Source organism: Pseudomonas sp. F007 (assembly GCF_057814275.1).
Genome location: NZ_JBVATA010000008.1, coordinates 75,994 through 101,712 on the forward strand (window position 1 = coordinate 75,994; position 25,719 = coordinate 101,712).

Consider the following 25,719-nt stretch of genomic DNA (forward strand, 5'->3'; position numbering starts at 1 on the left):
GCGGTCCCGCCCGGTGTCGCGCCGTTTTTCTAGTCTGCCCGGACGATGCCGCCGCGTGATCGCCCTGTCGATACTGGGTGGACCCCTCACGGAGAATAACCATGCCTACAACAGCTATCACCGGCAGCGCCTCGGGCATCGGCGCCGCGGTTGCCGCCGCCCTGCGTGCCGCCGGGCACCAGGTCATCGGGATCGATCGTGGCAATGCCGAAGTGCTTGCCGACCTGTCGACTGCGGCAGGTCGCGATGCGGCCATCCACCAGGTCCTTGAACTCAGCGGCGGGGTGCTTGATGGCCTGATCTGCTGTGCCGGGGTCGGCGTCACGGCGCCCAACTGCGGGCTGGTGCTGGCGGTCAATTATTTTGGTGTCAGCCAGTTGCTCGAGGGGCTGCAGGGCGCCCTGGGCCGTGGTCAACAGGGTGCGGCACTGGTCATCGGTTCGGTGGCGGCGACCCATTGCGGGCCGGATGGCCAGCCGCTGATCGAGGCCATGCTCGGCGGAGATGAGCAGCAGGCACTGGCGTTGGCCAACAGCCTCGGTCAGCCCCATGTGGCCTATGCCGCGTCGAAAGCTGCAATCACCCAACAGGCCCGGCGCCTGGCGGTGGAGTGGGGCGGGAAGGGGCTGCGACTTAATGTGGTAGCGCCGGGCGCGGTGGAAACGCCGCTACACCAGGCGTCGCTGGACGATGCCCGGTTCGGCCAGGCGACCCGGGATTTTGTCGCACCGCTGGGACGTGCCGGTCGCCCTGAAGAGATCGCTGCCGTGGTAGCTTTCCTGCAATCGCCGCAGGCGTCGTTCGTCCATGGCAGCGTGGTGTTTGTCGATGGCGGCATGGACGCCATGGTCCGCGCCGCGCGCTTCTGATAAGGAATCTGCATGAACAAGGTGGCATTCATTACCGGCGCCAGCCGGGGTATCGGTCGCGAAGCAGCGCTGGCGTTTGCCCGCGCCGGGTTCGACGTGGCCATCAGCGCGCGCACGCTGAATGAGGGCGAGCAACATGAGCATGCCCTGCGCGACGCCGCCGGGGCGCCGTTGGCCGGCAGCCTCAACGGCACCGCCGAGGCCTTGCGCGAGCTGGGTTGCCGGGTGCTGGTGGTGCCGATGGACTTGCTCGACAGCACCTCGGCCCTCGCGGCCTGCGCAGCGGTGCTGGCCGAGTTTGGCCGAATCGATGTGTTGATCAACAACGCGATCTATCAGGGCAGCGACCTCAACGCCAGCTTCATGGACCTGCAGCCGCAGACCCTGGAGCGGATGTTCCAGGGCTACATCCTGACCCCGTTCCTGCTGACCCGGGCTGTGACCGAACATATGGTGACGCGCGGCGGCGGGGTGGTGATCAACGTCACCTCCGGCGCTGGCGAGAGCGATCCACCGGTGGCGGCGGGCAAGGGGGGGTGGGGCTATGCCTATGGCGCGGGCAAGGCGGCGGTGTCGCGGTTGTCCGGGGTGCTGACCACCGAGTTGGGGGCCCAGGGTGTGTGTGCCTATACCTTGAATCCAGGGGTCGTCACCACCGAAGCGCTGAAGGCAACCATCGGCGACAAGGGCCTGATCGCCCTGCGCGCCGGCAGTGCCCCGCCCGAAGTACCGGCCGCGGTCATGCTGTGGCTGGCCACCGCCGACCAGGCTCCCGAGTTTCAACGGCGGACCATTGCGGCGCAGCCGTTTGCGCTGGAGCAGGGGATTGTGGCTGATTGGCGATGAGGATGACGCGATGCGGCTGATGGCCGCATCGCGAGCAAGCTCGCTCCTACAGTGGATTTTTGCTCGATCTCAGATCCTGTGCTGCCTGCAGAACCCTGTAGGAGCTGGCTTGCCAGCGAAGGCGGTAGACCGGTCGCCATCATCAGCGCCTGGGACACCCACATCGCGAGCAAGCTCGCTCCTACAGTGGATTTTTGCTCGATCACAAATCTTGCGGTGCCTGCAGAACCCTGTAGGAGCTGGCTTGCCAGCGAAGACGGTAGACCGGTCGCCATCATCAGCGCCTGGGACACCCACATCGCGAGCAAGCTCGCTCCTACAGTGGATTTTTGCTGGATCGCAGATCTTGCGGTGCCTGCAGAACCCTGTAGGAGCTGGCTTGCCAGCGAAGACGGTAGACCGGCCGCCATCATCAGCGCCTGGGACACCCACATCGCGAGCAGGCTCGCTCCTACAGTGGATTTTTGCTCGATCTCAGATCCTGTGCTGCCTGCAGAACCCTGTAGGAGCTGGCTTGCCAGCGAAGGCGGTAGACCGGTCGCCATCATCAGCGCCTGGGACACCCACATCGCGAGCAGGCTCGCTCCTACAGTGGATTTTTGCTCGATCGCAGATCTTGCGGTGCCTGCAGAACCCTGTAGGAGCTGGCTTGCCAGCGAAGGCGGTAGACCGGTCGCCGTCATCAGCGCCTGGGACACCCTCTTCGCGAGCAGGCTCGCTCCCACAAAAGCCCATCAAACTGCCCTAGAACCGATACTTCGCCGACGCCGTGATGCTGCGGGGTGCGCCGTAGGTCAGGGCGCCGTAGGCGTCGAAGACGTCGAAGTACTTCTGGTCGGTGACGTTGTCGGCGTTGAGCTGGGCCGAGAGGTTGTCGGTGATTTCGTAGCGGGCCATCAGGTTGACCAGGGCGTAGGCGTCCTGCTGGATCTTCTCCTGGTTGCCGGCCGGGTTGGTGGCGTAGGTGTAGATCGAATCCTGCCAGTTGACACCGCCGCCGATGGTCAGCTTGTTGAACGCGCCGGGCAGGCGGTAGGTGGTGAAGGTGCGCAGCAACCTGGTCGGGTACAGGGTGTTGACGTTGTCGCCCTTGGCATCTTCGGCGGTGAACTGGGTGTAGCCCACCGAGGCATTCCAGTCGGTGGCCAGTTCGCCCGAGACTTCCAGCTCGAAGCCCTTGCTGGTGGCGCCTTCGCTGGCTTCATAGGCGTAACCGCCGACCGGATTGTTCGGGTCGATCAGCACGCCGGTGCTCTGCCCGAGGTTGTCCTGCTTGATCTGGAACACCGCCGCCGAAGCGTTCAGGCGACCATCAAAGTACTCACCCTTGAGACCAATCTCCGTGCTTTCGCCGACAATCGGATCGAGCACCTGGCCGCTGCTGTCGCGCACCGATTGCGGCAGGAAGATTTCGGTGTAGCTGGCGTAGGCCGAGAGGTTCTCGGTGAGGTCGTAGACCACGCCGGCGTACGGCGTCAGCTCATGGTCGACGTCGATCTTGCTGACTTCCGAGTAGATGTCATCGCTGGTCTTCTCGTACCAGCTCTCGCGGGCGCCGAGGATCACTTTCAAGTCGTCGGTGACGTTCAGGCGGGTCGCCGCGTACAGGCCTTTCTGCCGGGTCTCGCTGTAGCCGTACTCGCTGCGTGGGGCCCAGGCCGGCTCCGCGAAGTCGCCGTTGTAGGCGTCGAAGTTGGCCACGCCGCCGAAACCGGATTGTGCCACATGGGTATCGGCGTCGAATTTCTGCTTGCTGTCGACGTAACCGAAGGCCAGCTCGTGCTCGCGACCGAGGAAAGCGAACGGGCCGTTGAAGCGGATGGCGTAGTCGTCCTGGGTGGTCTCGGTCATGTAGCGCGCCGGGAACGAGTCCATGCCCGAACTGCCGTTACGCCCTGGGTTACCCGACAGGTACAACAGCGCGGAATCACTGCTGCGCTCGCCACGGTTGTAGCTGAGGTTGACCTGCCAGTCGTTGGCGAAGGTGTGGTCGAGGTTGACGAAGTAGGTGTCGTAGGTGGTGTCCCACTTGCTCCATTTCGCCGAGGTGGTCTTGGAACGGCTCCAGTTGGTGCGACCGCCGTCGGCGTACCAGACCGGCAGGCCGCCCCACATCGGTGAATCGGCGTTGCTTTCCTGGTGGCTCAGGCCGAACCACAGGGTGGTGTCGGGCGTCAGGTCGATGTCCATGGTGCCGTACAGCGTCTGGCGCTTGGTCGAGTTCATGTCGATCCAGCTGTCGCCTTCAGTGCTCTCGGCCACCACACGGCCACGAATCGTGCCTTCCGGGTTCAAGGCCGAAGACACATCGCCTTCCACGCCATAGGTGTCCCAGGTGCCGCCGCTGAGTTCCAGCGAACCCGTGAGCGCCGAGCTGCTGGCGCGCTTGCGCACCATGTTCAGCGACGCCGAAGGGTCGCCGGCACCGGTCATCAGGCCGTTGGCGCCGCGCACCACTTCAACGCGGTCGTACATCGCCAGGCTGCTGAAGATTTCGCCGCCACTCCAGGGTTGTTCGTAGATGGTCGGCACGCCGTCGATCATCAGCGAGTTGAGCTCGAAACCCCGGGCGTTGAACTGCGCACGGCTGGTTTCGTAGCGGTTGACCGAGACCCCGGTGGCGTTGTTCACCACATCGAGAATGGTCTTGAGGTCCTGGTCCTGGATGCGTTGCTGGGTGACGACGCTGACCGACTGCGGGGTTTCACGCAGGGACATGCTCAACGGCGTGGCGGTGCGCGCGGCTTCGGTGGTGTAGGAGTGGCTGTCCTCGGTGACCGCATTGGGTTCACGTGTGGCTGTCTCCGTGACAGCGATAGGGGCCAGGGTCACAGAGCTTCCAGTCTCTGTCTGTTCCGCCGCCTGGGCGAAAGGCGCAGTGCAAACGATGCCGGCTGCCAGCATGTGGATGGCGAGCGCCAGCGGGCGCATGGCCAGGGGCGAGCGCGACAATTCGGCGGAGTGTGAACGCGAGAGCAGTGGAAGGGACATTCGGACTCACATTATAGGATGGTGTTATTTGAGAATTACTGTCATACGCAAATGTAAGTAAATGCTTAAAGCGCTTTGTGCGCATTTGAGAATAAATATCAGGCGTGTCGATTCAGCAGCACTCGTGGCGGCGTCCGGGGCGCCGCCACGAACGGATTACTCAGCCTTGAATGAACGCCAGCAGGTCGGCGTTGATCACCTCGGCGTGGGTGGTCGGCATGCCGTGGGGCAGCCCCGGGTAGGGCTTGAAGGTCGGGTGCTTGAGCAGTTTGACCGACAGCGGCGCGGAGTCGGCGAACGGCACGATCTGGTCATCCTCGCCGTGCATCACCAGGGTTGGCACCTCGATGGCCTTGAGGTCCTCGGTGAAGTCGGTCTCGGAGAACGCCTTGATGCAGTCGTAATGGGCCTTCGCGCCGCCCATCATGCCCTGGCGCCACCAATTGTTGATCGCCCCCTGCGAAACCTCGGCCCCGGGGCGATTGAAGCCGTAGAAGGGGCCGGTCGGCACATCGAGGTAGAACTGCGCACGACCCGCCACCAGCGCTGCGCGGAAGCCATCGAAGACTTCCAGCGGCAGGCCACCGGGGTTGCTCGCCGACTGCACCATGATCGGCGGCACCGCGCTGATCAGCACCGCCTTGGCCACCCGTCCCGGCTTGGCCCGGGCGGTGTAGCGTGCGACCTCGCCACCGCCGGTGGAGTGGCCGACGTGGATCGCGCCCTTGAGGTCGAGGGCATCGGTCAGGGCGATGACATCGGCGGCGTAGGTGTCCATTTCGTTGCCTTGCCAGGTCTGGGTCGAGCGTCCGTGTCCGCGGCGGTCGTGGGCAATCACCCGGTAGCCCTTGAGCAGGAAGAACATCATCTGCGCGTCCCAGTCGTCGGCGCTCAGCGGCCAGCCGTGGTGGAACACGATGGGTGTGGCGTCTTTCGGGCCCCAATCCTTGTAGAAAATCTGCGTGCCGTCCTGGGTGGTGATGAAGGTCATGGCGGTGATTCCTTGTGGTCGGGTGTGGGTTGGCCGCCGGCTATTGCAGCCGACGGACGCTGACGCGTACCGATTCCTCAGGAGCATGGGCAAAGTGGGTACGTGGGTCGCCGTGGGGCAGGCGACCGGAAGCGGGCGCCTGAAAAGGGTAGTCGCTGGTGGGTGGATGTCACGCCACCCGCGACTTTGGTCTAAACCCCCGGACAGCCGGCACTGCGCAACGCCTGCAGCAAGGTCGCGGCATCCAGCCCCGGCACGCGATGGCCGTTGCCTTCGACGGTGTCTGCCGCCAACAGCGCATTGATGATGGCTTCCTCGACGGCTTCGGTGGCCGCCAGAAACAGCTCGCTGATGTGGTCGTTGTTGACCATCCGCAGATTGTCGGTAGTGGGTGCGCCCTTGCGCTCGTAGGCGGCGGGCGGCACCTGGTTGCCGGTGGCGAAGGCGATGAACAGGTCGCCGCTCTGGTCTTCGTTGCCACCGCCGGTGCGGGCAATGCCCAGGCTCGCGCGCTGGGCCAGGCGCGTGCACTGGTGGGGCAGCAGCGGGGCGTCGGTGGCCAGGCAGACCACGATCGAGCCCATGCCGGGGTGCGGGAGATCGGCCTTTACGAAGGGCGAGTCGCGCTGTTCCAGGTAGCGCCCGACCGGGTAGCCGTCGACCCGTAATTCGCGGCGCTTGCCGTGGTTGGCCTGGACGATCGCACCGACGGTCCAGCCGCCTTGCTCGCTGCCCAGGCGCCGCGAGGCGGTGCCGATGCCGCCCTTGAATTCATGGCAGACCATGCCGCTGCCACCGCCCACCGCGCCTTCGGCGACCGGCCCGGACTGGGCGTTTTGCGCCGCTATGGCCACGTGTTCGGCTGTGACGTGGAAGCCGTTGATGTCGTTGAGCAGGCCGTCGAAGGTTTCCATCACCACCGGCATGTTCCAGTAGAGGCGGCCGTCGTCCGGTTGCTGCTGGCGATCCAGGGCGATCAGCGCATCGCGCACCACGCCGACGCTGTGGGTGTTGGTGAAGGCGATGGGGCTGGTCAGCAAGCCGGCTTCGCGAATCCATTCAAGGCCGGTGGCGTCGCCGTTGCCGTTGAGCACGTGGACCCCGGCAAAACACGGCTGCTGGCCGGTGGAACCGGGGCGCGGCTCGATCAGGGTGACGCCGGTGTGGATGTCGCGACCTTCCGCGCTGCGGCCGCGCACGTCACAGTGGCCGACCCGCACACCGGGCACATCGGTAATGGCATTGAGCGGGCCGGGCTGCAGTTGGCCGAACTGGATCTTCAAATCGCGGGCCCGTGGCCGTGTTGTCTGGTTCATCTTGGTTCTCGTATTCAAGGGATGTCGGGGCAGGGCGCAGGCTCAATTGCCGGTCTTCACCGCGCTCCAGACGCGGGTGCGCACGCGCTCCATTTTCAGCGGCAGCGGTTCCAGGGCGAACAGGGTGTCGAGCACGGCCTTGGACGGGTACACCCCGGGATTGTCGCGAATGCTCGGGGTGACCAGGGCCGTGGCGTCCTTGTTGGCATTCGGGTAGCTCAGGTAGTTGGACGACTCGGCGATCACCTCGGGGCGCAGCATGTAGTTGATAAAGGCCAAGCCTTGTGCCGGGTTCGGCGCGTCGTTGAGCTGGACCAGGCTTTCGACCCAGACCGGCGCACCTTCGCGGGGAATGCTGTAGACCAGCTTGCGTTGATTGCCGGCGGCCTCGGAAGCTTTCTGCGCATCGGCGACGCCACCGCTCCAGCCGAGCACCACGCAGATATTGCCGTTGGCCAGGTCGGTGATGAATTTCGAGGAGTCGAAGTAGGTGATGTGCGGGCGCAATTTCAGCAGCAGCGCCTGGGCCTTTTTATAGTCTTCGGGATTGCTGCTGTTGTAGGGCAGGCCGAGGTAATGCAGGGCAATCGGCACGATCTCGTTGGGCGCGTCGAGCATCGCCACGCCGCATTGGCTGAGCTTGGCGAGGTTGTCTTCCTTGAAGATCAGGTCCCAGGAATTCACCGGGGCCTGGTCGCCGAGCAGTTGCTTGACCTTGTCCGCGTCATAGCCGATGCCGGTGGTGCCCCACAGGTACGGCGCGGCGTATTGGTTGTCCGGGTCGTTGCGTTGCAGCTTGGCGAGGATCTCGGGATCGAGGTGCGACCAGTTGGGCAACTGGCTGCGGTCGAGCTTTTTCAGCACCCCGGCGCCGATCAGGTTCGGCAGCAAGTCGGCGCTGGCGACCACCACGTCGTAGCCGCTGCGCCCGGCCATCAGCTTGCTCTGCATCACATCGCTGTTGTCGAACACGTCGTACACCGAACTGACGCCGGTGTCCTGCTGGAACTGCTTGAGGGTGTCCGGAGCAATGTAGTCATACCAGTTGTAGATGTGCACCACCGGTTTCGCCGCGTCGGCGGCGTGGGCGCAGGCGAGGCCGAGACTGAGCAGCGGGATCAGCGCCCGTTGCACAAAGCGTGGGGTGTTCATAGCGGTGCTCCAGGGTGGGGGATCAGCAGTTCGCGGCGTCCGTCGGCGTGTTCGATCATCTCGCCGGGCAGCTGCAGGCGACGTTCTTTCAGGTAGTCGTAGTCATGGCGGGCGCTGTGCAGCAGGTCCAGGTCAAGCTCGATGACCTGGCGGCATTCCTCGGCGCCGGCTTCGAACAACAGCCGACCGTGGGGATCGACCACCGCACTGCCGCCGACGAATTCCAGACCGTCACTGCTGTCGCCGACCCGATTGACCATCACCGCAAAGGCCTGGTTTTCCTGGGCGCGGGCCATGATCGCGGTGTGATGCACCGGGCCGTAGGGGCGCATGTTGCCGTTGGTCACCAGGATCAGTTCGGCCCCCAGTTGTCCGAGGGCGCGGGCGCTTTCCGGGAACTCGATGTCGTAGCAGATCAGCAGGCCGACGCGGATGCCTTTCCACAGTACGCTGCTGTAGCGATCACCGGCGCTGAACAACTTGCCTTCGTCGAGCCACAGGTGGGTCTTGCGATAGCGCAGGGCGACCCCTTGCGCGGTGATCAGCAGCGAGCTGTTGTAGAAGCGTTCGCCCTCGCGCTCGGCAATCCCGATCACCACGTCGACCTGATGCTCGCGCACGGCATTGATGATCGCCTGCACGCTCGGGCCATCGACGGTCTCGGCGACGTCGGCCAGTTGTCCGGCATCGGCGAAGCCCATCAGGTGGGTCTCGGGGAACACCAGCAGGTCGGTGTCGGCGGCACAGGAAGCGATGGCCTGCACGGCGCGCTTCAGGTTATAAGCGGTATCGCCATCGCGACCGCCAAGTTGTACCAGTTCGATCTTCATCGGCATCCTTCGACCCGTGGGGTGGGCGGGCAATCGCTGCCGGGTCTTGGCGTCAGTATGCAGAGCGGGAAAATCCCGACCAATCACATCGATGGGGTAACCCCATAGGGGTAGACAGGTGAATATCAGCTTGCAGGACATGGCCTGGCACCAGGCAATCGGCGGCCTGGTGGAGGCGCTGGACCGGCCGAATTTCTGGCTGGCGCTGGTGCGCGTGCTAGACCATTACATCCCGGCGGACAGTTGGGTGGTGCTGGTCTACAGCCAGGGCCGGCCGCAGGTGCTGGCGGAAAGTCCGGGCAAGGATGGCGGCGCCGATCCGCTGTTCCAGGACTACCTCAAGGGCCTGTACCAACTCGATCCGTTCTACCTGGCCAACCGCGAGGCGCCCCACAGTGGGGTGTTCTGGCTGGCCGACGTGGCGCCGGAGTGTTTCGAGCAGACCGATTACTACCAGCGTTATTTCCGTCTCAACGTGGTGGCCGATGAGGTCCACGTCAACGTCCAGCTCGATGACCAGCGCACCCTCAGTCTGTCGCTGGGCAGCGAGACGCGCTTCGACCCACCGCAGATGGCCTTGCTCAACCTGATCAAGCCCTGGCTCGCCGGGCTGATGCGCCAGCGCATGGCTTTCGAAAGTGAAGTGCTGGAGCAGGCCACGCCGACGCGCCAGAGCTGGGAAAACTGGCTGGCCCCCAGCGACCTGCAGCTGGAATCACCCCTCACCAGTCGCGAGCTGGAAGTCGCCCGGCTGCTGCTCAGCGGCTGCTCGAACAAGGAAATCGCGCGCAAGCTGACGATCTCCGCCGAGACGGTGAAGGTTCATCGCAAGCACATGTACGGCAAGCTCGGGATCAAGTCGCAGACCGAGTTGTTTGCGCTGTTTTTGCGCGCGCAGGGGTAGGGTTACACCCCCTGTAGGAGCTGGCTTGCCAGCGAAAAACGTCAACGATAACGTGCGCTGTCTGAATATACGCGGCGCACACGGGTTTTTCGCTGGCAAGCCAGCTCCTACAGGTTGGGGCGTTGATGATCAGGCCGCCGGCACCAGCACGCCCTTGCGCACATGATTGACCGTCAGCCCCAGTCCGCCGCCCACCAGCAGGATCGCCGCCATCACGTACATCGCCGCCTGGGTGTTGCCGGTGACCTGGGTCAGCCAGCCGACGACGATGGTGCTGAAGAACCCGGCGACGTTGCCCAGGGTGTTGATCAGCGCCACCCCGGCGGCCGCTGCGGCACCGCTGACCACGGCCGCCGGCAAGCCCCAGAACACTGGCAGGCTGCTGATCATTGCGGCGGTGCCGATGATCAAACCGAGCATGCCCAGTACCAGGTTGTCGCCAAACAACGTGCCAAAGGCTACGCCCAGGGCGCCGATGGTGGCGCAGATCGCCAGATGCCAACGGTACTCACCACGGCGGTCCGAGCTGCGGCTCACCAATACCATGCTCACTGCGGCGGCGGCGTAGGGCAGGGCGCTGAGCACGCCGATGGCCCAGGGTTGTTGCACGCCGCTGTTGCGGATGATGGTTGGCAGCCAGAAGCTGATCACGTATTGCCCCAGCACCAGGCAGAAATACACCGCGCCCAGCAGCCAGATCTGCGGGTTGAGCAGACCGTCGCGCAGGCGATGGCTTTGCTTGGTCGCGGCCTCGCGGTCGATGGCGGCCTGCATGCCTTGGCGTTCCTCGGGCGTCAACCAGTGGGCATCGGCGATGCGGTCACGCAGCAGGAAGAACACCGCAGCGGCCAGCCCGACGGCGGGCAGGCCTTCGATGACGAACAGCCATTGCCAGCCGGCATAACCCTGCACACCATCGAGGTGCTGCAGGATCAGCCCGGAAATCAGCGAACCGAACAGGCTGGAAATCGGCAGGGCCATGATGAACAGCGCGGTCATCACCCCCCGGCGCTGACTGGGAAACCAGGTGGTGAGGTAGAAAATGATCCCGGGAAAGAAACCGGCCTCGGCGATGCCGATCAGCAGCCGCAGCACGTAGAAGGTCATGGGCGTTTCGATGAACATCATCGCCGCCGACAGCAGGCCCCAGGTCACCATGATCCGGGCGATCCAGCGCCGGGCGCCGAAGCGGTGCAGGGCGATGTTGCTGGGGATCTCGAACAGCAGGTAGCCGATGAAGAAGATTCCGGCGCCGAGGCCGTACACCGCCTCGCTGAACTTCAGGTCGTCGAGCATTTGCAATTTGGCGAAGCCGACGTTGACCCGGTCCAGGTAAGCCACCAGGTAGCACAGCACCAGCAGCGGAATGATCCGCCAGGCGGTCTTGCGGTAGGCCGATTCGAGCGCGGCGTCGGGCAGGGTGCCCGGGGGCGTGGCAGTCTGTTGCATGGCAAGCCTCATTATTGTTGTTGTCGAAGCAATGGCTGGAACGGGGTCAGGACGGGTCGATCAGGCGGGTCGCCGGCCATTCGCCGGAGCGGCACATGTCGCGCACCACCTGGCCGATCAGGGCGCTGATCAATTCGCGCAATTTGCTGCTGGGCAGCGCCTCGCAGACGCAGATGCCGAGGGTGCGGAACATCACCCGCGGGGTGATCGGGTGGGCTACCAGGCGGCCTTCGGCGACTTCGCGCAGGGCCAGGTTGAGCGGCATGATGCTCGGGCCGATGCCGGCTTCCACCGCACTCTTGAGGATGTGCACCGAGTTGACTTCCATGGCCACCCGCGACGGCGGCAGCTGTTGCTCGGCCAGGGCCTGGTCGACAAAGGCGCGGGTGCTGTGGCTGTGGGCGCGGCTGGGAAACACCAGCGGTTGCGCCACCGCCTCGGCCAGGGTCACGTCGCCAGCGGCCGGCATGTCGGGGGCATCAGCACGGTGGATCAGGTAGAAATCTTCCTCGATCAGCGGGCTGAAGCTGACTTCCGACGGCAGGCCGATGCGGGTGAACAGGGCGATGTCGACTCGGCCGCGCACCAGTTGATCCACCAGGTTGCCGGTGAGCTCTTCATTCAAGTGCAGTTGCACTAGCGGGTAGGTGCGGGCCACGGCTTGCAGCAGAGGCAGGGCGAGAATGGTCGCGACGCTTTGCGGCAACGCCACCACGATCGAGCCGCTGAGGGCCGCCGCATCGGGATTGACCGCCGCCTTGGCCGCGTCCAGTTGCTTGAGCATGCCCTGGGCGTATTCGTAAAAGACCTTGCCGGCTTCGTTGACCAGGATCCCGCTGTTGCTGCGATGAAACAGCTGCGCACCGAGCTCGGCTTCGAGCGCCGACATCTGTTTGCTCAGGGCCGACTGCACCACATGAATGTCCCGCGAAGCCCGGGACAGACTGCCGGCGTCGACCACCGCGATGAAGTATTTGAGTTGCCTGATTTCCATGAGCGTTCCTGCTGCAGCGGGGCGGTTGCGGTCACTCGGCCGGCGTGCCACGGGCGAAGATCTTGCCCGGGTTCATCAGTTGCCGGGGGTCGAGGGCGGCCTTGATCGCGGCCATGATAGCCACCGCGTGCGGCCCGTGCTCCTGCTCCATGAAGCCTTGCTTGGTCAGGCCGATGCCGTGCTCGCCGGTGCACGAACCCTGCATCGCAATCGCCCGCTCGGCCAGGCGGTGGGCGACGTCTTCGGCGCGCTGTATCTCGTCCGGATCATTCGGATCGACGAGGATCACCGCATGAAAGTTGCCATCGCCGACATGCCCGAAGATCGGCGCCAGCAGGCCGTTTGCCTGAAGATCGGCGGCGGTGGCCTCGATGCATTCGGCCAGGCGTGAGATCGGCACCACGGCGTCGGTAGTCAGGGTGCGGCAGCCGGGGCGCAGGGCGGTGGCGGCGAAGTAACCGTCGTGCCGTGCCTGCCACAGGCGGCTGCGGTCTTCGGGATGGACTGCCCAATCGAAGTCCTGGCCGCCGTGTTCGTCGGCGAGCATGCGGACCATGTCCACTTGTTCCTTGACCCCCGCTTCGGAGCCGTGCAGCTCGAAAAACAACGACGGTGCTTCGTGCAGACTGGTCTTGCTGTAGGCATTGAGCGCGCGGACGGTGAGGGTGTCGATCAGTTCGATACGGGCAATCGGCACCCCCAGCTGAATGGCCTGGATCACCGTGCGCACCGCCTGGTCGACGCTGGGGAAATTGCACACGGCGGCGCAGATCGCTTCCGGAATCGGGTGCAGCTTGACCGTCAGTTCGGCCACCGTGGCCAGGGTGCCGCCGGAGCCGATCAGCAGGTGCCCGAGGTCATAGCCCGCCGAGGATTTACGTGCGCGACCACCGGTGTGCAGCACGCGACCGTCAGCCAGCACCGCGGTCATCGCCAGCACGTTTTCGCGCATGGTGCCGTAGCGCACGGCGTTGGTACCCGAGGCGCGGGTCGCGGCCATGCCACCCAGCGACGCATCGGCACCGGGGTCGATGGGGAAGAACAGGCCGGTGCCGTGCAGGGCAGCGTTCAGTTGTTTGCGGGTCACACCGGGTTGCACGGTGACGTCCATGTCGTCGATGCGCACTTCAAGAATCTGGTTCATCGCCGACAGGTCGATGCACACCCCGCCATGCACCGCGTGCACCCAGCCTTCCAGGGAACTGCCGCTGCCGTAGGGAATGATCGGCACCCGGTAGCGATGGCAGGCCTGCTGTACGGCGACGATTTCGTCCAGATGATTGACGAAGGCCACGGCTTGCGGGGGCATCGGGTCGAGGGCGGAAATGTCGCGGCCATGGTGTTCACGGACACTGGCGGAGGTGCTCAGGCGAGAGCCCAGCAACTGGCTCAACTCAGCGAGCAGGGCGTCGGGCAGGGGCGGGAAAATAGGCGTGGCGGTGGGCAGCATCGAGCGGTCTCCAGTCTTATTGTGCCTCGAGGCGGTCAGGTGCCGGACCCGGGGAGGGGGAGTTGTCCATATCCTAGCTGCATGGCGAGGGTGTCGGTCGTGCAGAATAGAGATGGTGCTATCGCGGCGGCAGATGACGGGAGGCTTGGTCCACGCGTGTCGGACTTGTCACTGGACCCTGTCAGCGGGCCGAGATATCGTGCGCGACGCGCTGTTCTCGCCATCGATGAATGAAAGGATTGTTCATGCAAGTTGTGTTGAAAAGTCGGCTGTTTGCCGTGTTGATCGGTGTGCTGTTTATCCTGTTCGATCAGTGGGTCAAGGTGCAGGCGCTGGTCAAATTGTCCTCCGAGAGCTTCCGCTTTGGCGGTGATACGGCCTGGCTGGACGTTGCCTTGAGCCTGAATCCAGGGGCGTTTCTGAGCCTGGGGGCGGGTCTCGATCCGCAGGTCAAGCAGCTGATTTTCATTGTGGGCGTGGGTGCGGTGGTGGTCTGGGCCACGTGGTGGTCGCTGGCGCGCTGGGTGACCACGCCGCTCAAGGCGGCAGCAATGTATTTCATCGCCCTGGGCGGCGCGTCGAACCTGATCGACCGGGTATTTCGCCAGGGGCATGTGGTGGATTACCTGGTGCTGAACCTCGGCCCGTTGCACACCGGGGTGTTCAACATAGCCGATATCGCGATCATGGTCGGGGCGGGGGTGTTGTTGTTGGCGGAGATCAGGAAGGGGCGGGGGTAGGGCTGGCACCACTGTAGGAGCTGGCTTGTCGGGCCGCCGCATCGCAGCGAAGAGGGTATGTCAGCCACCGATGATGCCGGCTGTGCCACCGCCTTCGCCAGCAAGCTGGCTCCTACAGGGGATTTAGCAGTCGGGGAGTCAGCCCAGATTGCGCTTCAACTCGGCAATATGCTCCGGGCCGATGCCGCAGCAGCCGCCGATCATGCTCAGGCCGCGTTGCTGCCAGTCGCGGGCCCATACCAGGTAGCCGGCCGGATCGAGGTCGGCGCGCAGTTCGTCGAGGCCGTCGTTGGCCTTGGCTTCCTTCGGTTGCGGCGGGAAGGCGTTGGCGTAGGCGCCGATGGCGATGTCCTGGCCCAATTGGCGGATGATCGACTGCGCGACGTCCACGGCGTCGCCGATCACCTCCGGCTGACTGCAGTTGAACAGCACCGCCGCGACGCCCAGTTTGGCGACCGCCTCGATGGCCTCGGCCACCGGCTCACCGGAACGCAGGCGCGGGACTTCGTCGACCTCTTCGTCACGCAGGGTGAAGGACACCCAAAACGGCTTGCCATCCGCCGGCAGCAGGGCGTGAATGGCCTGTACCTCGGCGATCGAGCTCTGGGTTTCCGCCAGCCACAGGTCGACATGGGGTGCCAGGCCTTGGAGCAGCGGCGTGAGGAGTTCCGCGACCCGTTCCGGCTGGAACAGATCGGGACGGTAGGAACCGAACAACGGCGGCAGCGAACCGGCGACCTTGACCGGTTGAGGGGCAGCGTCCGCCGCCGTGCGCGCCAGTTGCCCGGCGGTGGCGGCGAGCGCCAGGCCTTCGCGGGCGAAGCGCTCTTCACCGATATGGAAGGGCACCACCGCGTAGCTGTTGCTGGTGATCACCTCGGCCCCGGCGGCGATGAATGCGGCGTGCACGCCAATCACTTTGTCGGGTGCTTCGCTCAAGGCCAGTGCCGACCACTCGGGCTGCCTGAAAGGTGCGCCGCTGCGCTGCAATTCACGGCCCATGCCGCCATCGAGAATCACCATTGGTCCCGCTCCCATATAACTTTTTCAGAGGTTCTTATGAACAAAATTCACTTTGTTCTTGCTGCTTATAACTATTAAATACCTTGAATTAAATTTCAAATAATTTTCAGGTATTTGCATGCGTTTACCTTCCTTGTTGGGCGCGGGTCTCGTCGTACTCGCTGCAGCGTCTCAAGCTTTCGCCGGTGCCACCCTTGATCGCGTCGAATCGCGCAAGGAAGTGGTCAACGTGCTGATGGAGAGCTACCCGCCATTCTCCTTCCTCAATGAGCAAAACCAGCTCGACGGTTTTGACGTCGACGTGGCCAAGGCGGTCGCCGAGAAACTGGGGGTCAAGCTGCGCCTGGAAACCCCTTCCTGGGACGTGATTGCCGCCGGTCGCTGGAGCGGTCGCTACGATATCTGCATCTGCTCGATGACCCCGAGCAAGGCGCGGGCCGAAGTGTTCGATTTCCCGGTGGAGTACTACGCATCGCCGGCGGTGATCGTGGTCAACGCCAAGGACGAGCGCATCCATTCGGCCAAGGACCTGAACAACCTCAAGGTCGGCCTCACCAGCGCCTCCAGCTATGAGAGCTACCTGAACAAGAACCTGGTGATCGAAGGCGCCGAAGAGCAGAAGATCGACTACCCCTTCGACGCGGTACAGATCGCCCCCTATGACACCGACAACGTCGCCTTCCAGGACCTCGGCCTCGGCGCCGGTGTGCGCCTGGACGCGATCCTCACCAACCTGGTGACCGCGCAACCGCGCCTCAATCAGGACCAGCGCTTCAAGCTGGCCGGTCCTGCGCTCTACGAAGAACCGAACTCGGTGGCCATCGAAAAGGGTGATCCAGAGTGGGACGCGAAAGTGCGCCAGGTGTTCGCCGAGCTGAAGGCTGACGGCACCCTGGCCAAGCTGTCGCAGAAATGGATCGGCGCCGACATCAGCAAATGAGTGCTCCCCAACCCCCTCTGAAACCCGTCGCCGCGTCGACGGGTTCGCGCCTGCCCGGCTTTCGCGTACGCCTGTACCTGACCTGGCTGGGGCTGTTCGTGATGTTCGTCGCGTTCTTCCTCAGCTTCGATTTGAAGTTCTCGATCATCGTCGAGAAATTCCCCTACCTGGCCGGTTTCAAACTCGGCCCCAACGGGTTCCTGCAAGGCGCGGCGCTGACGTTGTTCCTGTGCCTGTGCTCGATGCTGGTGTCGGTGCTGCTGGGCTTTGCCGCGGCGTTGGCCCGACTATCCAGTAGCGCAGTGCTGGTGGGGATCGCCAGCTTCTACACCTCGTTCTTTCGTGGCACGCCGCTGCTGATCCAGATCCTGCTGATCTATCTCGGCCTGCCGCAGTTGGGCCTGGTGCCGGGGGCGATCAGCGCCGGGATCATCGCGTTGTCGTTGAACTATGGCGCCTACCTCAGCGAAATCTTCCGCGCCGGCCTGCTCGGCGTCGCTCGCGGCCAGAGCGAAGCGGCGCTGGCGCTGGGCATGCGCCCGCGACAGATCCTCTTCAGTATCATCCTGCCGCAAGCGATGCGGGTGATCATTCCGCCGACCGCCAATCAGTTCATCTCGATGCTCAAGGACTCCTCGCTGATCTCGGTGATGGGCGTCTGGGAAGTGATGTTCCTCGCCCAATCCTATGGCCGCTCCAGCTACCGCTACCTGGAAATGCTGACCACTGCCGCGGTGATCTACTGGGTGCTGTCGATCTCCCTGGAGTTGATCCAGGCCCGGCTGGAAAGGCGTTTCGGCAAGGCCTATCAACGTTAGGGACGCGTTGGCTGTGATGCTGCAGGCGGTGTGCGCATTTTTGCCGGGCTAGCGCCTATGGACTCCTGCTAGGCTTGCGGGGGCTTGCCCTCTGAAGTGCCACGGGAAACCAAATCTCAATGGGTAGAATGTCGCCATCCTCCATCGGCCTGCGTGGCCTGATTCTAATCTTCGTCCTGATAGCCGTCATGGCCACGCTGTGCAACAGCCTGGTGGTGGCCTATGGCGTGCAACGTGACGCGTTGGTGCATTCGGCGCTTGAGGCCAATCGGGCGTACGCGTTCAAAGTCGCGTCGAGCATCGATGCCTTCCTGCGTTCAGTGCAAGAGCGGTTGAAATACAGCAGCCAGTTGCTCGGGCGCGATTTTGCCAACCTGCAGGTGCTCAAAGCCGAAGCCGTTCGCCTGCAGGCCCAGGACTCGGAAATGGACACCCTGGTGATCGTCGATGCGGCTGGGCGAATCCTCCAGTCCCACCCCGATCTGCCCCAGGTGGGCAAGGAAGTTTCCTTACCCGAACTGAAACGAGCGCTGGCGGCGCGCAGGCCGATGGTCAGCCACGCCGACACGGGGGCCAATGGCAAACTGATCGTCATCGTTTCCCAGCCAATCTTTGCCGCCGATGGCCAGTACCTGGGCATCGTCGCCGGCTCCATCGCCCTGGAAAAGCGCGGGGTGATGCTCGATCTGATTGGTGCCCATCAACTTGACGGCACCTTCGCCTTTGTCGCCGATGCCAATCGCCGCCTGTTGTATCACCCCGACCACCGCCGGATCGGCGAAGTGCTCGGCACCAGCGCAACGGTCGACGCGGCCTTGGGTGGCGAACAGGGTGAGATGCAAGCCATCAATTATCTGGGTGTGCCGATGTTGGCCGGCTACGCGCCGGTGGTCGAAGCGCAGTGGGCGGTAGTCGCCCAGCAACCACGTGCCGACGCACTGGCACCTCTGGGCAAGTTGACCCGTGACATGCTGCTGAAGATTATTCCCGCCGGTGTACTCGGCTTGCTGCTGATCTGGGTCGCAACCCTGCTGATCAGCCGGCCGCTGCGCCAACTGGCCCGGCATGCCGAGGACCTCTCGGCCCCCGAGGCTGCCGAGCAACTCAGGGGCATCAATGCCTGGTACGCCGAAGCCACTGCGATTCGCCAGGCGCTGCTGGTGGGAGTGGGGCTGTTGCAGCAGAAAATCGGCACCCTGAGCCAGGCGGCTGACAGCGATGCGCTGACCGGTCTGGCGAACCGCCGCGCCATGGATGCCGCGCTGAGCCGTCTGGATCAGAGTGATGCGAGGTATGCCGCGTTGGCCCTGGATATCGATCACTTCAAGCGGGTCAACGACACCCACGGCCACGATATGGGCGACGTCGCCCTGAAAAGCGTCGCGCAGATAATCGCCCATTGCTCTCGTAGCGGTGACCTGGCGTGCCGTGCCGGGGGGGAAGAGTTCTGTCTGTTGTTGCCCGATACCACGCTCGACACCGCCAGCGAAATTGCCGAACGCATCCGCGCGACGATCGCCAGCACGGCGATTCCGACGGTGGGGCTATTGACCATTTCCATCGGTGTCGCCTGTCGCGGCGTCGACGCGCCGAGCTCGAGCGTGATCCTCAAACAGGCGGACGAGCGTCTGTACCTGGCCAAGCAGCAGGGGCGCAACAGAGTGGTGGCGCAGCACGGCGGGCAATGAAGCGGCGGTGACTCCCCGGCGCAGCGGCCGGGGAGCAGCGGGGGGAGGGGCTTAGCGGAACGCCGGGACCACGTGCTTGATGAACAACTCCAGGGACTTTTTCTTTTCCGCGTGGGGCAAGCTGTTGTCACACCAGAAGCTGAACTCGTCGACGCCCAGTTCCTGGTAGTACTGGATGCGCGGAATGATTTCTTCCGGGGTGCCGATCATCGCGGTCTTGTGCAGGCTGTCCAGTTCGAACTCCGGGCGGCCGGCGAATTTTTCTTCCGGGCTCGGGTCGAGGAAGCCGTTGACCGGGGTCACTTTGTTGCCGAACCAGGCATCGAAGGTGCGGTAGAACTTGCTGATTGCCTTGGCACCGACTTTCCAACCTTCAGGGTCGTCAGCGGTGTGCACGTGGGTGTGACGCAGCACCATCAGTTGCGGACGCGGCACGTCCGGGTTGTTGTCGAGGGCGGCCTGGAATTTGTTCTTCAGGTCGAGGACTTCTTCGTCGCCCTTCATCAGCGGGGTGACCATGACGTTGCAACCGTTGGCCACGGCGAAGTTGTGCGAATCCGGATCGCGGGCGGCAATCCACATCGGCGGGTTCGGCTGCTGGATCGGCTTGGGGACGCTGGTTGAAGTGGGGAATTTCCAGATGTCGCCGTCATGGGCGTAGTCGCCCTTCCACAGGGCACGCACCACCGGGACCATTTCGCGCAGGGCCTGGCCGCCGCTGGACGCAGGCATGCCGCCGGCCATGCGGTCGAACTCGACCTGGTAAGCGCCACGGGCCAGGCCGACTTCCATGCGGCCGTTGCTGATCACGTCGAGCAGGGCACACTCACCGGCGACCCGCAGCGGATGCCAGAACGGCGCGATGATGGTGCCGGCGCCGAGGTGGATGGTGGTGGTCCTGGCCGCGAGGTAAGCCAGCAGCGGCATCGGGCTGGGCGAGATGGTGTATTCCATGGCGTGGTGTTCGCCGATCCACACGGTGTTGAAACCACCGGCTTCGGCCATCAGCGTCAGCTCGGTCAGGTCTTCGAACAGCTGGCGGTGGCTGACGCTTTCGTCCCAACGTTCCATGTGTACGAACAGGGAAAATTTCATGACGCTTACCTCGGATCTCTTGTGGTCGCCCCATCGACTGCGAGGCTGTTGGTTATTGGTATACCATAATACGAAATGTCTGCAAGCTTAATTGCAGGTCTGTTCTTTGTAGGAGCGAGCTTGTCGAATCGTCGCACCGTCGCGAAGGTCGTTAACGATAACGGGCCCTTCCTGATTTAACGCGGCGTTCTCGAGTCCTTCGCGGGCAAGCCCGCTCCTACAGGGGGTGTTGATTGCCTGAGCGTTCAGGCCGGAACCGGCAGCGCCCCCATCTTGCCGTGGCAGTACACCAGCGGCGCGGCGGTCTGTTGCGGGACGATGAGGTTCTTCACCGCGCCGACCATGATCGCGTGATCGCCACCTTCGTATTCGCGCCACAGCTCACATTCGATGACTGCCGTTGCGTTGGCGAGGATCGGGTTGCCCAGTTCGCTCAGGGTCCATTCGATGCCCTGCGCCTTGTCCTTGCCCTTGCGCGCGAAGGCATAGGCTTCGCTTTGCTGGCCGCCGGAAAGGACGTGGATGGCGAAGCGTTTGTTCTTGATCAGGACCGGATAGGAGTCGGAGCTGTAGTTGGGGCAGAACAGCACCAGGGCCGGGTCCATCGACAACGAGCTGAAGGCGCTGGCGGTCAGGCCGACGATCTGGCCGTCGTCATCCAGGGTGGTAATGACGGTCACGCCGGACGGGAACGAGCCCATGACTTGTTTGTAGATGGCGGCATCGATCATTGGACGGTCCTCGAGGGATAAAGCGTGGTTTTTATGTGCTTGTAGGTCTGATGGTATACCGTAATACATCTTATGCAAGGTCTTTTTGGCTGATCCGATAAACGTAGCTTCTTTTTGTTCGGCTCAATGTTTACGCGGCTTTCAGCGAATTGCTGGGGGTCTTCAGCGTGCGCAATTGCAGATCAGATGAGCTTTCAAACGCCGGAGCAGTCTTGTGAAAAGTTTGGAATACCATAATATGGCTCGCATCTGAGGGGCGGCCAGAGAGTCCCCCCGGTTTGGCTTCGTACAACGATAAGAACAGACAAACTCGAGTTCATGCATATGTCCCAGATGTCCCGGCAAGATCCGTTGATCGAGAATCACACGGTCGACTACGTTCCTCTCGCAGAGCGCCATGGGAAGGCCCGCGATCTCTTCACCCTGTGGTTCAGCACCAACATTGCCCCACTGCCGATCGTCACCGGCGCGATGGTGATCCAGGTGTTCCATCTGGATTTGTGGTGGGGCCTGCTGGCGATTGTCCTCGGGCATATGGTCGGCGGCCTGGTGATTGCCCTGGCCTCCGCCCAGGGACCGCGCATGGGGATTCCGCAGATGGTGCAGAGTCGCGGCCAGTTCGGGCGCTACGGTGCGCTGTTGATCGTGTTCTTCGCGGCGTTGATCTACGTTGGCTTCTTCATTTCCAACATCGTCCTGGCGGGCAAATCGATCGTCGGCATCGCGCCTTCGGTGCCGGTGCCGGCGAGTATCCTGATCGGCGCCCTCAGCGCGACGGCCATCGGGGTGATCGGCTATCGCTTCATCCATACCTTGAATCGGATTGGCACCTGGGTCATGGGCAGCGCCTTGCTCGCTGGCTTCCTGTACATCTTTGCCCATGAACTGCCGGTCGACTTCTTTACCCGCGGTGGCTTCAACCTGTCGGGTTGGTTGGCCACGGTGTCGCTGGGGATCATCTGGCAGATCAGCTTCTCGCCCTATGTCTCGGACTATTCGCGCTACTTGCCGGCGGATATCGGTATCGCCCGGCCATTCTTCGCCACTTACCTGGGCGCGACCCTGGGCACCATTCTGTCTTTCAGTTTTGGCGCGGTGGCGGTGCTGGCGATGCCTGAAGGCACCGAGGCGATGAGCGCAGTCAAGGAGTCCACCGGCTGGCTGGGACCGATCCTGATGGTGCTGTTCCTGCTCAACATCATCAGCCACAACGCCTTGAACCTGTACGGCGCGGTGCTTTCGATCATCACCTCGATCCAGACCTTCGCCAGCCAATGGACCCCGAGCATCAAGGTGCGGGTGGTGTTGTCGAGTGTGGTGTTGGCGGGCTGCTGCCTGGTGGCGCTGGGCGCTTCGGCGGATTTCATCTCGCAGTTCATCGGCTTGATCCTGGCGCTGTTGCTGGTGCTGGTGCCGTGGGCGTCGATCAACCTGATCGACTTCTATGTGATCAAGCGCGGCCACTATGACATTGCCTCGATTTTCCGCGCCGATGGCGGGATTTACGGGCGTTTCAATCTGCATGCGATCGTCGCGTATTTCATCGGGATCATTGTGCAGTTGCCGTTTGCCAATACTTCGCTGTATGTCGGGCCTTACGCCAACCTGGTGGAGGGGGCGGACCTTTCGTGGCTGGTGGGGTTGTTGGTGACGTGCCCGCTTTACTATTGCCTGGCGACCCGAGGGCAGGCGTGCAGCAGCCGGATGGCGCGCTTTGGTTTGACTGATTGAGAGGTGCGCGTGGCTGATGAGCCGCCGTTGCCTGCGGCGGCTCGATCAGTTGTACAGTGACCTGTCAGTGCCAGTGCTCAGACCTGCGCATGCTCCCCCAGGAAGCCCAGCAGATGACCGATGAATTCATCCGCCGCTTCCTCCATCACAAAGTGCCCGCAGTCGTTGATGATCGCACCGCGCAGGTTGCTGGCGTGGGGCTTGAGCGTCAGCAGCGGCGCATCCCGCGTGGCGTGTTCGGCGCCGATCGCCAGTACCGGCATATGCAGCGGGCGCAATGCGCGCTGCTGGTTCTGGCGGATGGTTTCGGGGATGGCGCGGTAGTAGGCGAATCCGCCGCGCAGGCCGCCGGGTCTGGAGTAGGCCTGGATGTAGGTGGCGGACGCGACGGCGTGGCGCTTGAAGGCCCAGCGATCGAACATGAAGTCGAGGTAGGCGGCTTCTCGTCCGCCGATCAGCATTTCGGGCAGGTCGCGCACCTGATTGAACAGGAAGTGCCAGAGAAAGATGTTTTCCTCGGGGGCGACGAAGATCGGTGGCGCCTCGGCCAGGCCGGGGATGACCGCCTCGGTGACCGCCAGGGTGCGCACGGCTTCAGGGTGGTCGCAGGCCAGGGCGTAGGCGATCCACATGCCGACATCATGTCCTACCAGGTGATAGCGGCTGAACCCCAGTTGCGCCATGACCTGATGCAGGGTGCGGGCGACACTGCCGGTGTCATAGCCCTGTTCGGGGCGATCGGAATCGCCGAGGCCGGGCGGGTCCACGGCAATCGCCCTATAGCCCTGCGCTGCCAAAGCCTGCATCACATGCCGCCAGGCGTACCAGGTTTGCGGCCAACCAGGCACCAGCAGCACCGGCTCGCCGCTGCCGGCGACCACGCAATGAATGCGCTGGCCCTCGATGCGCACGTAGCGGTGGGTGAAGTCAGTGGAGTCTACGGCCGGGTTCATGGGCGTGCCTTTGCGTGTGTGTTATCCGGGGTGATGCCCAGCATCGACTGGATTTGTCGCGAGTCGACCGGCGCACCGGCGAAGTCGTCGAACACGCGGTCGGTCACATGAATGATGTGCTGGTTGATAAAGGCCACGCCTTCACGGGCGCCGTCTTCCTGGTTCTTCAGGCAGCACTCCCATTCCAGGGTGGCCCAGCCTGGGTAGTCGAACTGCGCGAGTCTGGAGAAGATCCCCTTGAAGTCGACCTGGCCATCGCCCAGTGAACGAAAGCGCCCGGCGCGGTCGGCCCAGTCGCTGTAGCCGCCATAGATACCCTGGCGGCCGCTCGGATTGAACTCGGCATCCTTGACGTGAAACATGCGGATGCGCGCGTGGTAGAGGTCCAGGTAGCTCAGGTAATCGAGTTGCTGCAGCACGAAATGGCTCGGGTCGAAGAGAATATTGCAGCGCGGATGGTGGCCCACCAGGGCGAGGAAGCGGTCGAAGCTGGTGCCGTCGTGCAGGTCTTCGGCGGGGTGGATCTCGTAGCAGAGGTTGACGTCCAGCTCGTCGCACAGGTCGAGGATCGGCCGCCAGCGTTTGGCCAATTCGTTGAACGCCGCATCAATCAGGCCCTCGGGTCGCTGTGGAAAGGGAAACAGGTACGGCCAGGCCAGCGAGCCGGAAAAGGTGCCCAGTTCGCTCAAGCCAAGGCGCGCCGAGGCACGCACCGCCAACTTCATTTGCTCGATCGCCCACTCGCTGCGCGCCTGCGGCTGGCCGAGCAAGTGCGCCGGAGTGAAGGCATCCCACAGGGCGTCGTAGGCCGGATGCACCGCCACCAACTGGCCGTAGATATGGCTGGTCAATTCGCTGATCTGCAGCCCGTGCTCCGCCAACGTGGCCTTGATTTCGTCGCAGTAGGCCTGGCTGTGGGCGGCCTGCGCGACATCGAACAGGCGTGCATCCCAGGCGGGAATCTGCAGCGCCTTGAAACCCTGGTCCGCCGCCCACTGGCTGATGTTCGCGAGGCTGTCGAACGGCGCTTGCGCACTACTGAATTGTGCGAGGTGAAGGCTGGGCCCGTGGATGGTTTTCATCGTTTCACTCCATTGTTTGTCGATCGACAAAGAATAGGGGCGAGTGCTCTGAAGCGTCAAGTCGATTTGCGTTAAGATGCGCATTCTCGATTTTCAGGCGAAACCAAATGGCAGGGCGACCACGGGAGTTCGACAAGGGGCAGGCGCTGGCCAAGGCCATGCAAGTGTTCTGGGAACACGGCTACGAAGGCACCAGCATGTCGACGCTGGTCAGCGCGCTGGGCATCGCGTCGGCGCGGATTTACGCCGCGTTCGGCAGCAAACAGCAGTTGTTCGAGCAGGCAGTCGCGCTGTACGAAGCAGGTGAGGGCGGCTTTGCCGACCGGGCCCTGGCGTCGGCGGATATCACCCAGGCGATGCGGCAAATGCTCTGCGCTGCCGTCGACACCTACACCCATGAAGGCCGGCCTCGTGGCTGCCTGGTGGTCAGCGCAGCCAACAGTGTGGCGCCGGAAAATGCGCCGGTGCTGGCCTGGCTTGCGGAGCATCGGCGCCAGCGTACCGAGTCGATCATCCAGCGCCTGCAAGCAGCCAGCGACGCCGGACAGTTGGCCGAAGGCAGCAACGTGCGGGCGCTGGGCAATTGCTATGCAACCGTGCTCCACGGCATCTCGATCCAGGCTCGCGATGGTGTGTCGAAGGCGCAACTGCTGGAGGCGGTGGATGTGGCGCTGGGCTTGTTGCCGTTGGCCGACTGACTCTGCACCACGGCAGTTATCGCGTTTCCTAAATGAATCATTGAGTTACAGCGTTGTCATATGCAGTGTTGAGCGCTGACTGGAGCAGTTCCGGCTCAGTGCCAACGATCTCTGTAGCCATGACCATTCAGGACGTTCAAATGAAGCGCGCAGTAACGATGATTCTGGCCATTTCCAGTGTGCTCCTGCTGGCAGGGTGTGCTCATCACTGGGACGATGGCGACAGGCATGGACGCGATTATGACCGTGATCATGGTCGTCGATACGACCGTGGGGACGACGATGATCAAGGTTACAGCCGTCGCTTTGAGCGTCGCGACTACGATCGTTACCACCGGCAATACCGCGACCGGGATGACCGGGACGACTGATACTTCTGCCACTCCTTCCAGGGCGGACTCTTCACCGCCCTGATTGCGCTTTGCGTT

The 25,719-nt window shown here is 63.4% G+C and carries 23 protein-coding genes; 10 read left to right on the forward strand and 13 right to left on the reverse strand.

Annotated features, from left to right (window positions below):
- Positions 1 to 101: 101 nt before the first annotated feature.
- Positions 102 to 869 (forward strand): SDR family oxidoreductase, encoded by a 768-nt coding sequence (locus ACZYR5_RS20535; protein ID WP_489091274.1) that lies wholly within the window; start codon positions 102 to 104, stop codon positions 867 to 869.
- A 12-nt stretch (positions 870 to 881) separates the two neighbouring features.
- Entirely contained in the window at positions 882 to 1,715 is an 834-nt protein-coding gene (locus ACZYR5_RS20540; RefSeq protein WP_489091275.1) for an SDR family NAD(P)-dependent oxidoreductase, read from the forward strand.
- 744 nt (positions 1,716 to 2,459) lie between these two features.
- Here ACZYR5_RS20540 and ACZYR5_RS20545 read toward each other — a convergent pair.
- The 5 genes from ACZYR5_RS20545 to ACZYR5_RS20565 form a co-directional block, all read right to left on the reverse strand.
- Entirely contained in the window at positions 2,460 to 4,706 is a 2,247-nt protein-coding gene (locus ACZYR5_RS20545) for a TonB-dependent siderophore receptor (protein ID WP_489091276.1), read from the reverse strand.
- A 160-nt stretch (positions 4,707 to 4,866) separates the two neighbouring features.
- A complete protein-coding gene (locus tag ACZYR5_RS20550) occupies positions 4,867 to 5,697 on the reverse strand; it encodes an alpha/beta fold hydrolase (protein WP_489091277.1) in 831 nt (276 codons plus the stop codon).
- Between the two features lie 191 nt (positions 5,698 to 5,888).
- Positions 5,889 to 7,013 (reverse strand): DmpA family aminopeptidase, encoded by a 1,125-nt coding sequence (locus tag ACZYR5_RS20555; protein ID WP_489091278.1) that lies wholly within the window; start codon positions 7,011 to 7,013, stop codon positions 5,889 to 5,891.
- 42 nt (positions 7,014 to 7,055) lie between these two features.
- Positions 7,056 to 8,165, reverse strand: coding sequence for a polyamine ABC transporter substrate-binding protein (locus tag ACZYR5_RS20560; protein WP_489091279.1), 1,110 nt, complete (start codon positions 8,163 to 8,165; stop codon positions 7,056 to 7,058).
- The gene (locus ACZYR5_RS20565; RefSeq protein WP_489091280.1) at positions 8,162 to 8,995 is read right to left on the reverse strand and encodes a carbon-nitrogen hydrolase family protein; all 834 of its coding nucleotides are present in this window, start codon (positions 8,993 to 8,995) and stop codon (positions 8,162 to 8,164) included. The genes ACZYR5_RS20560 and ACZYR5_RS20565 overlap by 4 nt, the downstream gene beginning before the upstream one ends.
- Positions 8,996 to 9,113: 118 nt before the next feature.
- On the opposite strand from ACZYR5_RS20565, the gene ACZYR5_RS20570 reads away from it, so the two are divergent.
- Positions 9,114 to 9,899, forward strand: coding sequence for a helix-turn-helix transcriptional regulator (locus tag ACZYR5_RS20570; RefSeq protein WP_489091281.1), 786 nt, complete (start codon positions 9,114 to 9,116; stop codon positions 9,897 to 9,899).
- Positions 9,900 to 10,028: 129 nt separating this feature from the next.
- Here ACZYR5_RS20570 and ACZYR5_RS20575 read toward each other — a convergent pair whose 3' ends face one another.
- The 3 genes from ACZYR5_RS20575 to ACZYR5_RS20585 are packed head-to-tail and all read right to left on the reverse strand — an operon-like array spanning position 10,029 to position 13,792.
- Positions 10,029 to 11,348 (reverse strand): MFS transporter, encoded by a 1,320-nt coding sequence (locus tag ACZYR5_RS20575; RefSeq protein WP_489091282.1) that lies wholly within the window; start codon positions 11,346 to 11,348, stop codon positions 10,029 to 10,031.
- A 46-nt stretch (positions 11,349 to 11,394) separates the two neighbouring features.
- On the reverse strand, positions 11,395 to 12,342 hold the full coding sequence (locus ACZYR5_RS20580) for a LysR family transcriptional regulator (RefSeq protein ID WP_489091283.1): 948 nt from the start codon (positions 12,340 to 12,342) through the stop codon (positions 11,395 to 11,397).
- 31 nt (positions 12,343 to 12,373) lie between these two features.
- Entirely contained in the window at positions 12,374 to 13,792 is a 1,419-nt protein-coding gene (locus ACZYR5_RS20585; protein ID WP_489091284.1) for an FAD-binding oxidoreductase, read from the reverse strand.
- Between the two features lie 245 nt (positions 13,793 to 14,037).
- Between ACZYR5_RS20585 and ACZYR5_RS20590 the strand changes: the two genes are divergently transcribed.
- Entirely contained in the window at positions 14,038 to 14,532 is a 495-nt protein-coding gene (locus ACZYR5_RS20590) for a signal peptidase II (protein WP_489091285.1), read from the forward strand.
- A 138-nt stretch (positions 14,533 to 14,670) separates the two neighbouring features.
- Here the strand turns inward: ACZYR5_RS20590 and ACZYR5_RS20595 are convergent, their stop codons facing one another.
- Positions 14,671 to 15,555 (reverse strand): homocysteine S-methyltransferase family protein, encoded by an 885-nt coding sequence (locus ACZYR5_RS20595; protein ID WP_489091286.1) that lies wholly within the window; start codon positions 15,553 to 15,555, stop codon positions 14,671 to 14,673.
- A gap of 118 nt (positions 15,556 to 15,673) precedes the next feature.
- On the opposite strand from ACZYR5_RS20595, the gene ACZYR5_RS20600 reads away from it, so the two are divergent.
- The 3 genes from ACZYR5_RS20600 (at position 15,674) to ACZYR5_RS20610 (ending at position 19,001) form a co-directional block, all read left to right on the forward strand.
- Positions 15,674 to 16,495 (forward strand): ABC transporter substrate-binding protein, encoded by an 822-nt coding sequence (locus tag ACZYR5_RS20600; protein WP_105755766.1) that lies wholly within the window; start codon positions 15,674 to 15,676, stop codon positions 16,493 to 16,495.
- Positions 16,492 to 17,313 carry an amino acid ABC transporter permease gene (locus ACZYR5_RS20605; protein ID WP_489091287.1) on the forward strand — a complete coding sequence of 274 codons (822 nt, stop codon included), beginning with the start codon at positions 16,492 to 16,494 and terminating at the stop codon, positions 17,311 to 17,313. Before ACZYR5_RS20600 ends, ACZYR5_RS20605 begins: the two co-directional genes overlap by 4 nt.
- A gap of 119 nt (positions 17,314 to 17,432) precedes the next feature.
- On the forward strand, positions 17,433 to 19,001 hold the full coding sequence (locus ACZYR5_RS20610; protein ID WP_489091288.1) for a diguanylate cyclase: 1,569 nt from the start codon (positions 17,433 to 17,435) through the stop codon (positions 18,999 to 19,001).
- A gap of 51 nt (positions 19,002 to 19,052) precedes the next feature.
- Here ACZYR5_RS20610 and ACZYR5_RS20615 read toward each other — a convergent pair whose 3' ends face one another.
- Both ACZYR5_RS20615 and ACZYR5_RS20620 read right to left on the reverse strand, forming a co-directional pair.
- On the reverse strand, positions 19,053 to 20,096 hold the full coding sequence (locus tag ACZYR5_RS20615) for an LLM class flavin-dependent oxidoreductase (RefSeq protein ID WP_489091289.1): 1,044 nt from the start codon (positions 20,094 to 20,096) through the stop codon (positions 19,053 to 19,055).
- A 245-nt stretch (positions 20,097 to 20,341) separates the two neighbouring features.
- Positions 20,342 to 20,827, reverse strand: a complete 486-nt coding sequence (locus ACZYR5_RS20620) for a flavin reductase family protein (RefSeq protein WP_027618402.1) — start codon at positions 20,825 to 20,827, stop codon at positions 20,342 to 20,344.
- Between the two features lie 324 nt (positions 20,828 to 21,151).
- Between ACZYR5_RS20620 and ACZYR5_RS20625 the strand changes: the two genes are divergently transcribed.
- Positions 21,152 to 22,558, forward strand: a complete 1,407-nt coding sequence (locus tag ACZYR5_RS20625; RefSeq protein WP_489091290.1) for a purine-cytosine permease family protein — start codon at positions 21,152 to 21,154, stop codon at positions 22,556 to 22,558.
- 77 nt (positions 22,559 to 22,635) lie between these two features.
- On the opposite strand, the gene ACZYR5_RS20630 is transcribed toward ACZYR5_RS20625, so the two are convergent.
- Together ACZYR5_RS20630 and ACZYR5_RS20635 are read right to left on the reverse strand one after the other, a co-directional pair.
- Positions 22,636 to 23,511, reverse strand: coding sequence for an alpha/beta fold hydrolase (locus tag ACZYR5_RS20630; protein WP_489091291.1), 876 nt, complete (start codon positions 23,509 to 23,511; stop codon positions 22,636 to 22,638).
- Entirely contained in the window at positions 23,508 to 24,593 is a 1,086-nt protein-coding gene (locus ACZYR5_RS20635) for a sugar phosphate isomerase/epimerase family protein (protein ID WP_489091292.1), read from the reverse strand. The genes ACZYR5_RS20630 and ACZYR5_RS20635 overlap by 4 nt, the downstream gene beginning before the upstream one ends.
- 107 nt (positions 24,594 to 24,700) lie before the next feature.
- On the opposite strand from ACZYR5_RS20635, the gene ACZYR5_RS20640 reads away from it, so the two are divergent.
- Positions 24,701 to 25,291, forward strand: a complete 591-nt coding sequence (locus tag ACZYR5_RS20640) for a TetR/AcrR family transcriptional regulator (protein ID WP_489091293.1) — start codon at positions 24,701 to 24,703, stop codon at positions 25,289 to 25,291.
- A gap of 119 nt (positions 25,292 to 25,410) precedes the next feature.
- Positions 25,411 to 25,662 carry a hypothetical protein gene (locus tag ACZYR5_RS20645; protein ID WP_489091294.1) on the forward strand — a complete coding sequence of 84 codons (252 nt, stop codon included), beginning with the start codon at positions 25,411 to 25,413 and terminating at the stop codon, positions 25,660 to 25,662.
- Positions 25,663 to 25,719 lie beyond the last annotated feature (57 nt).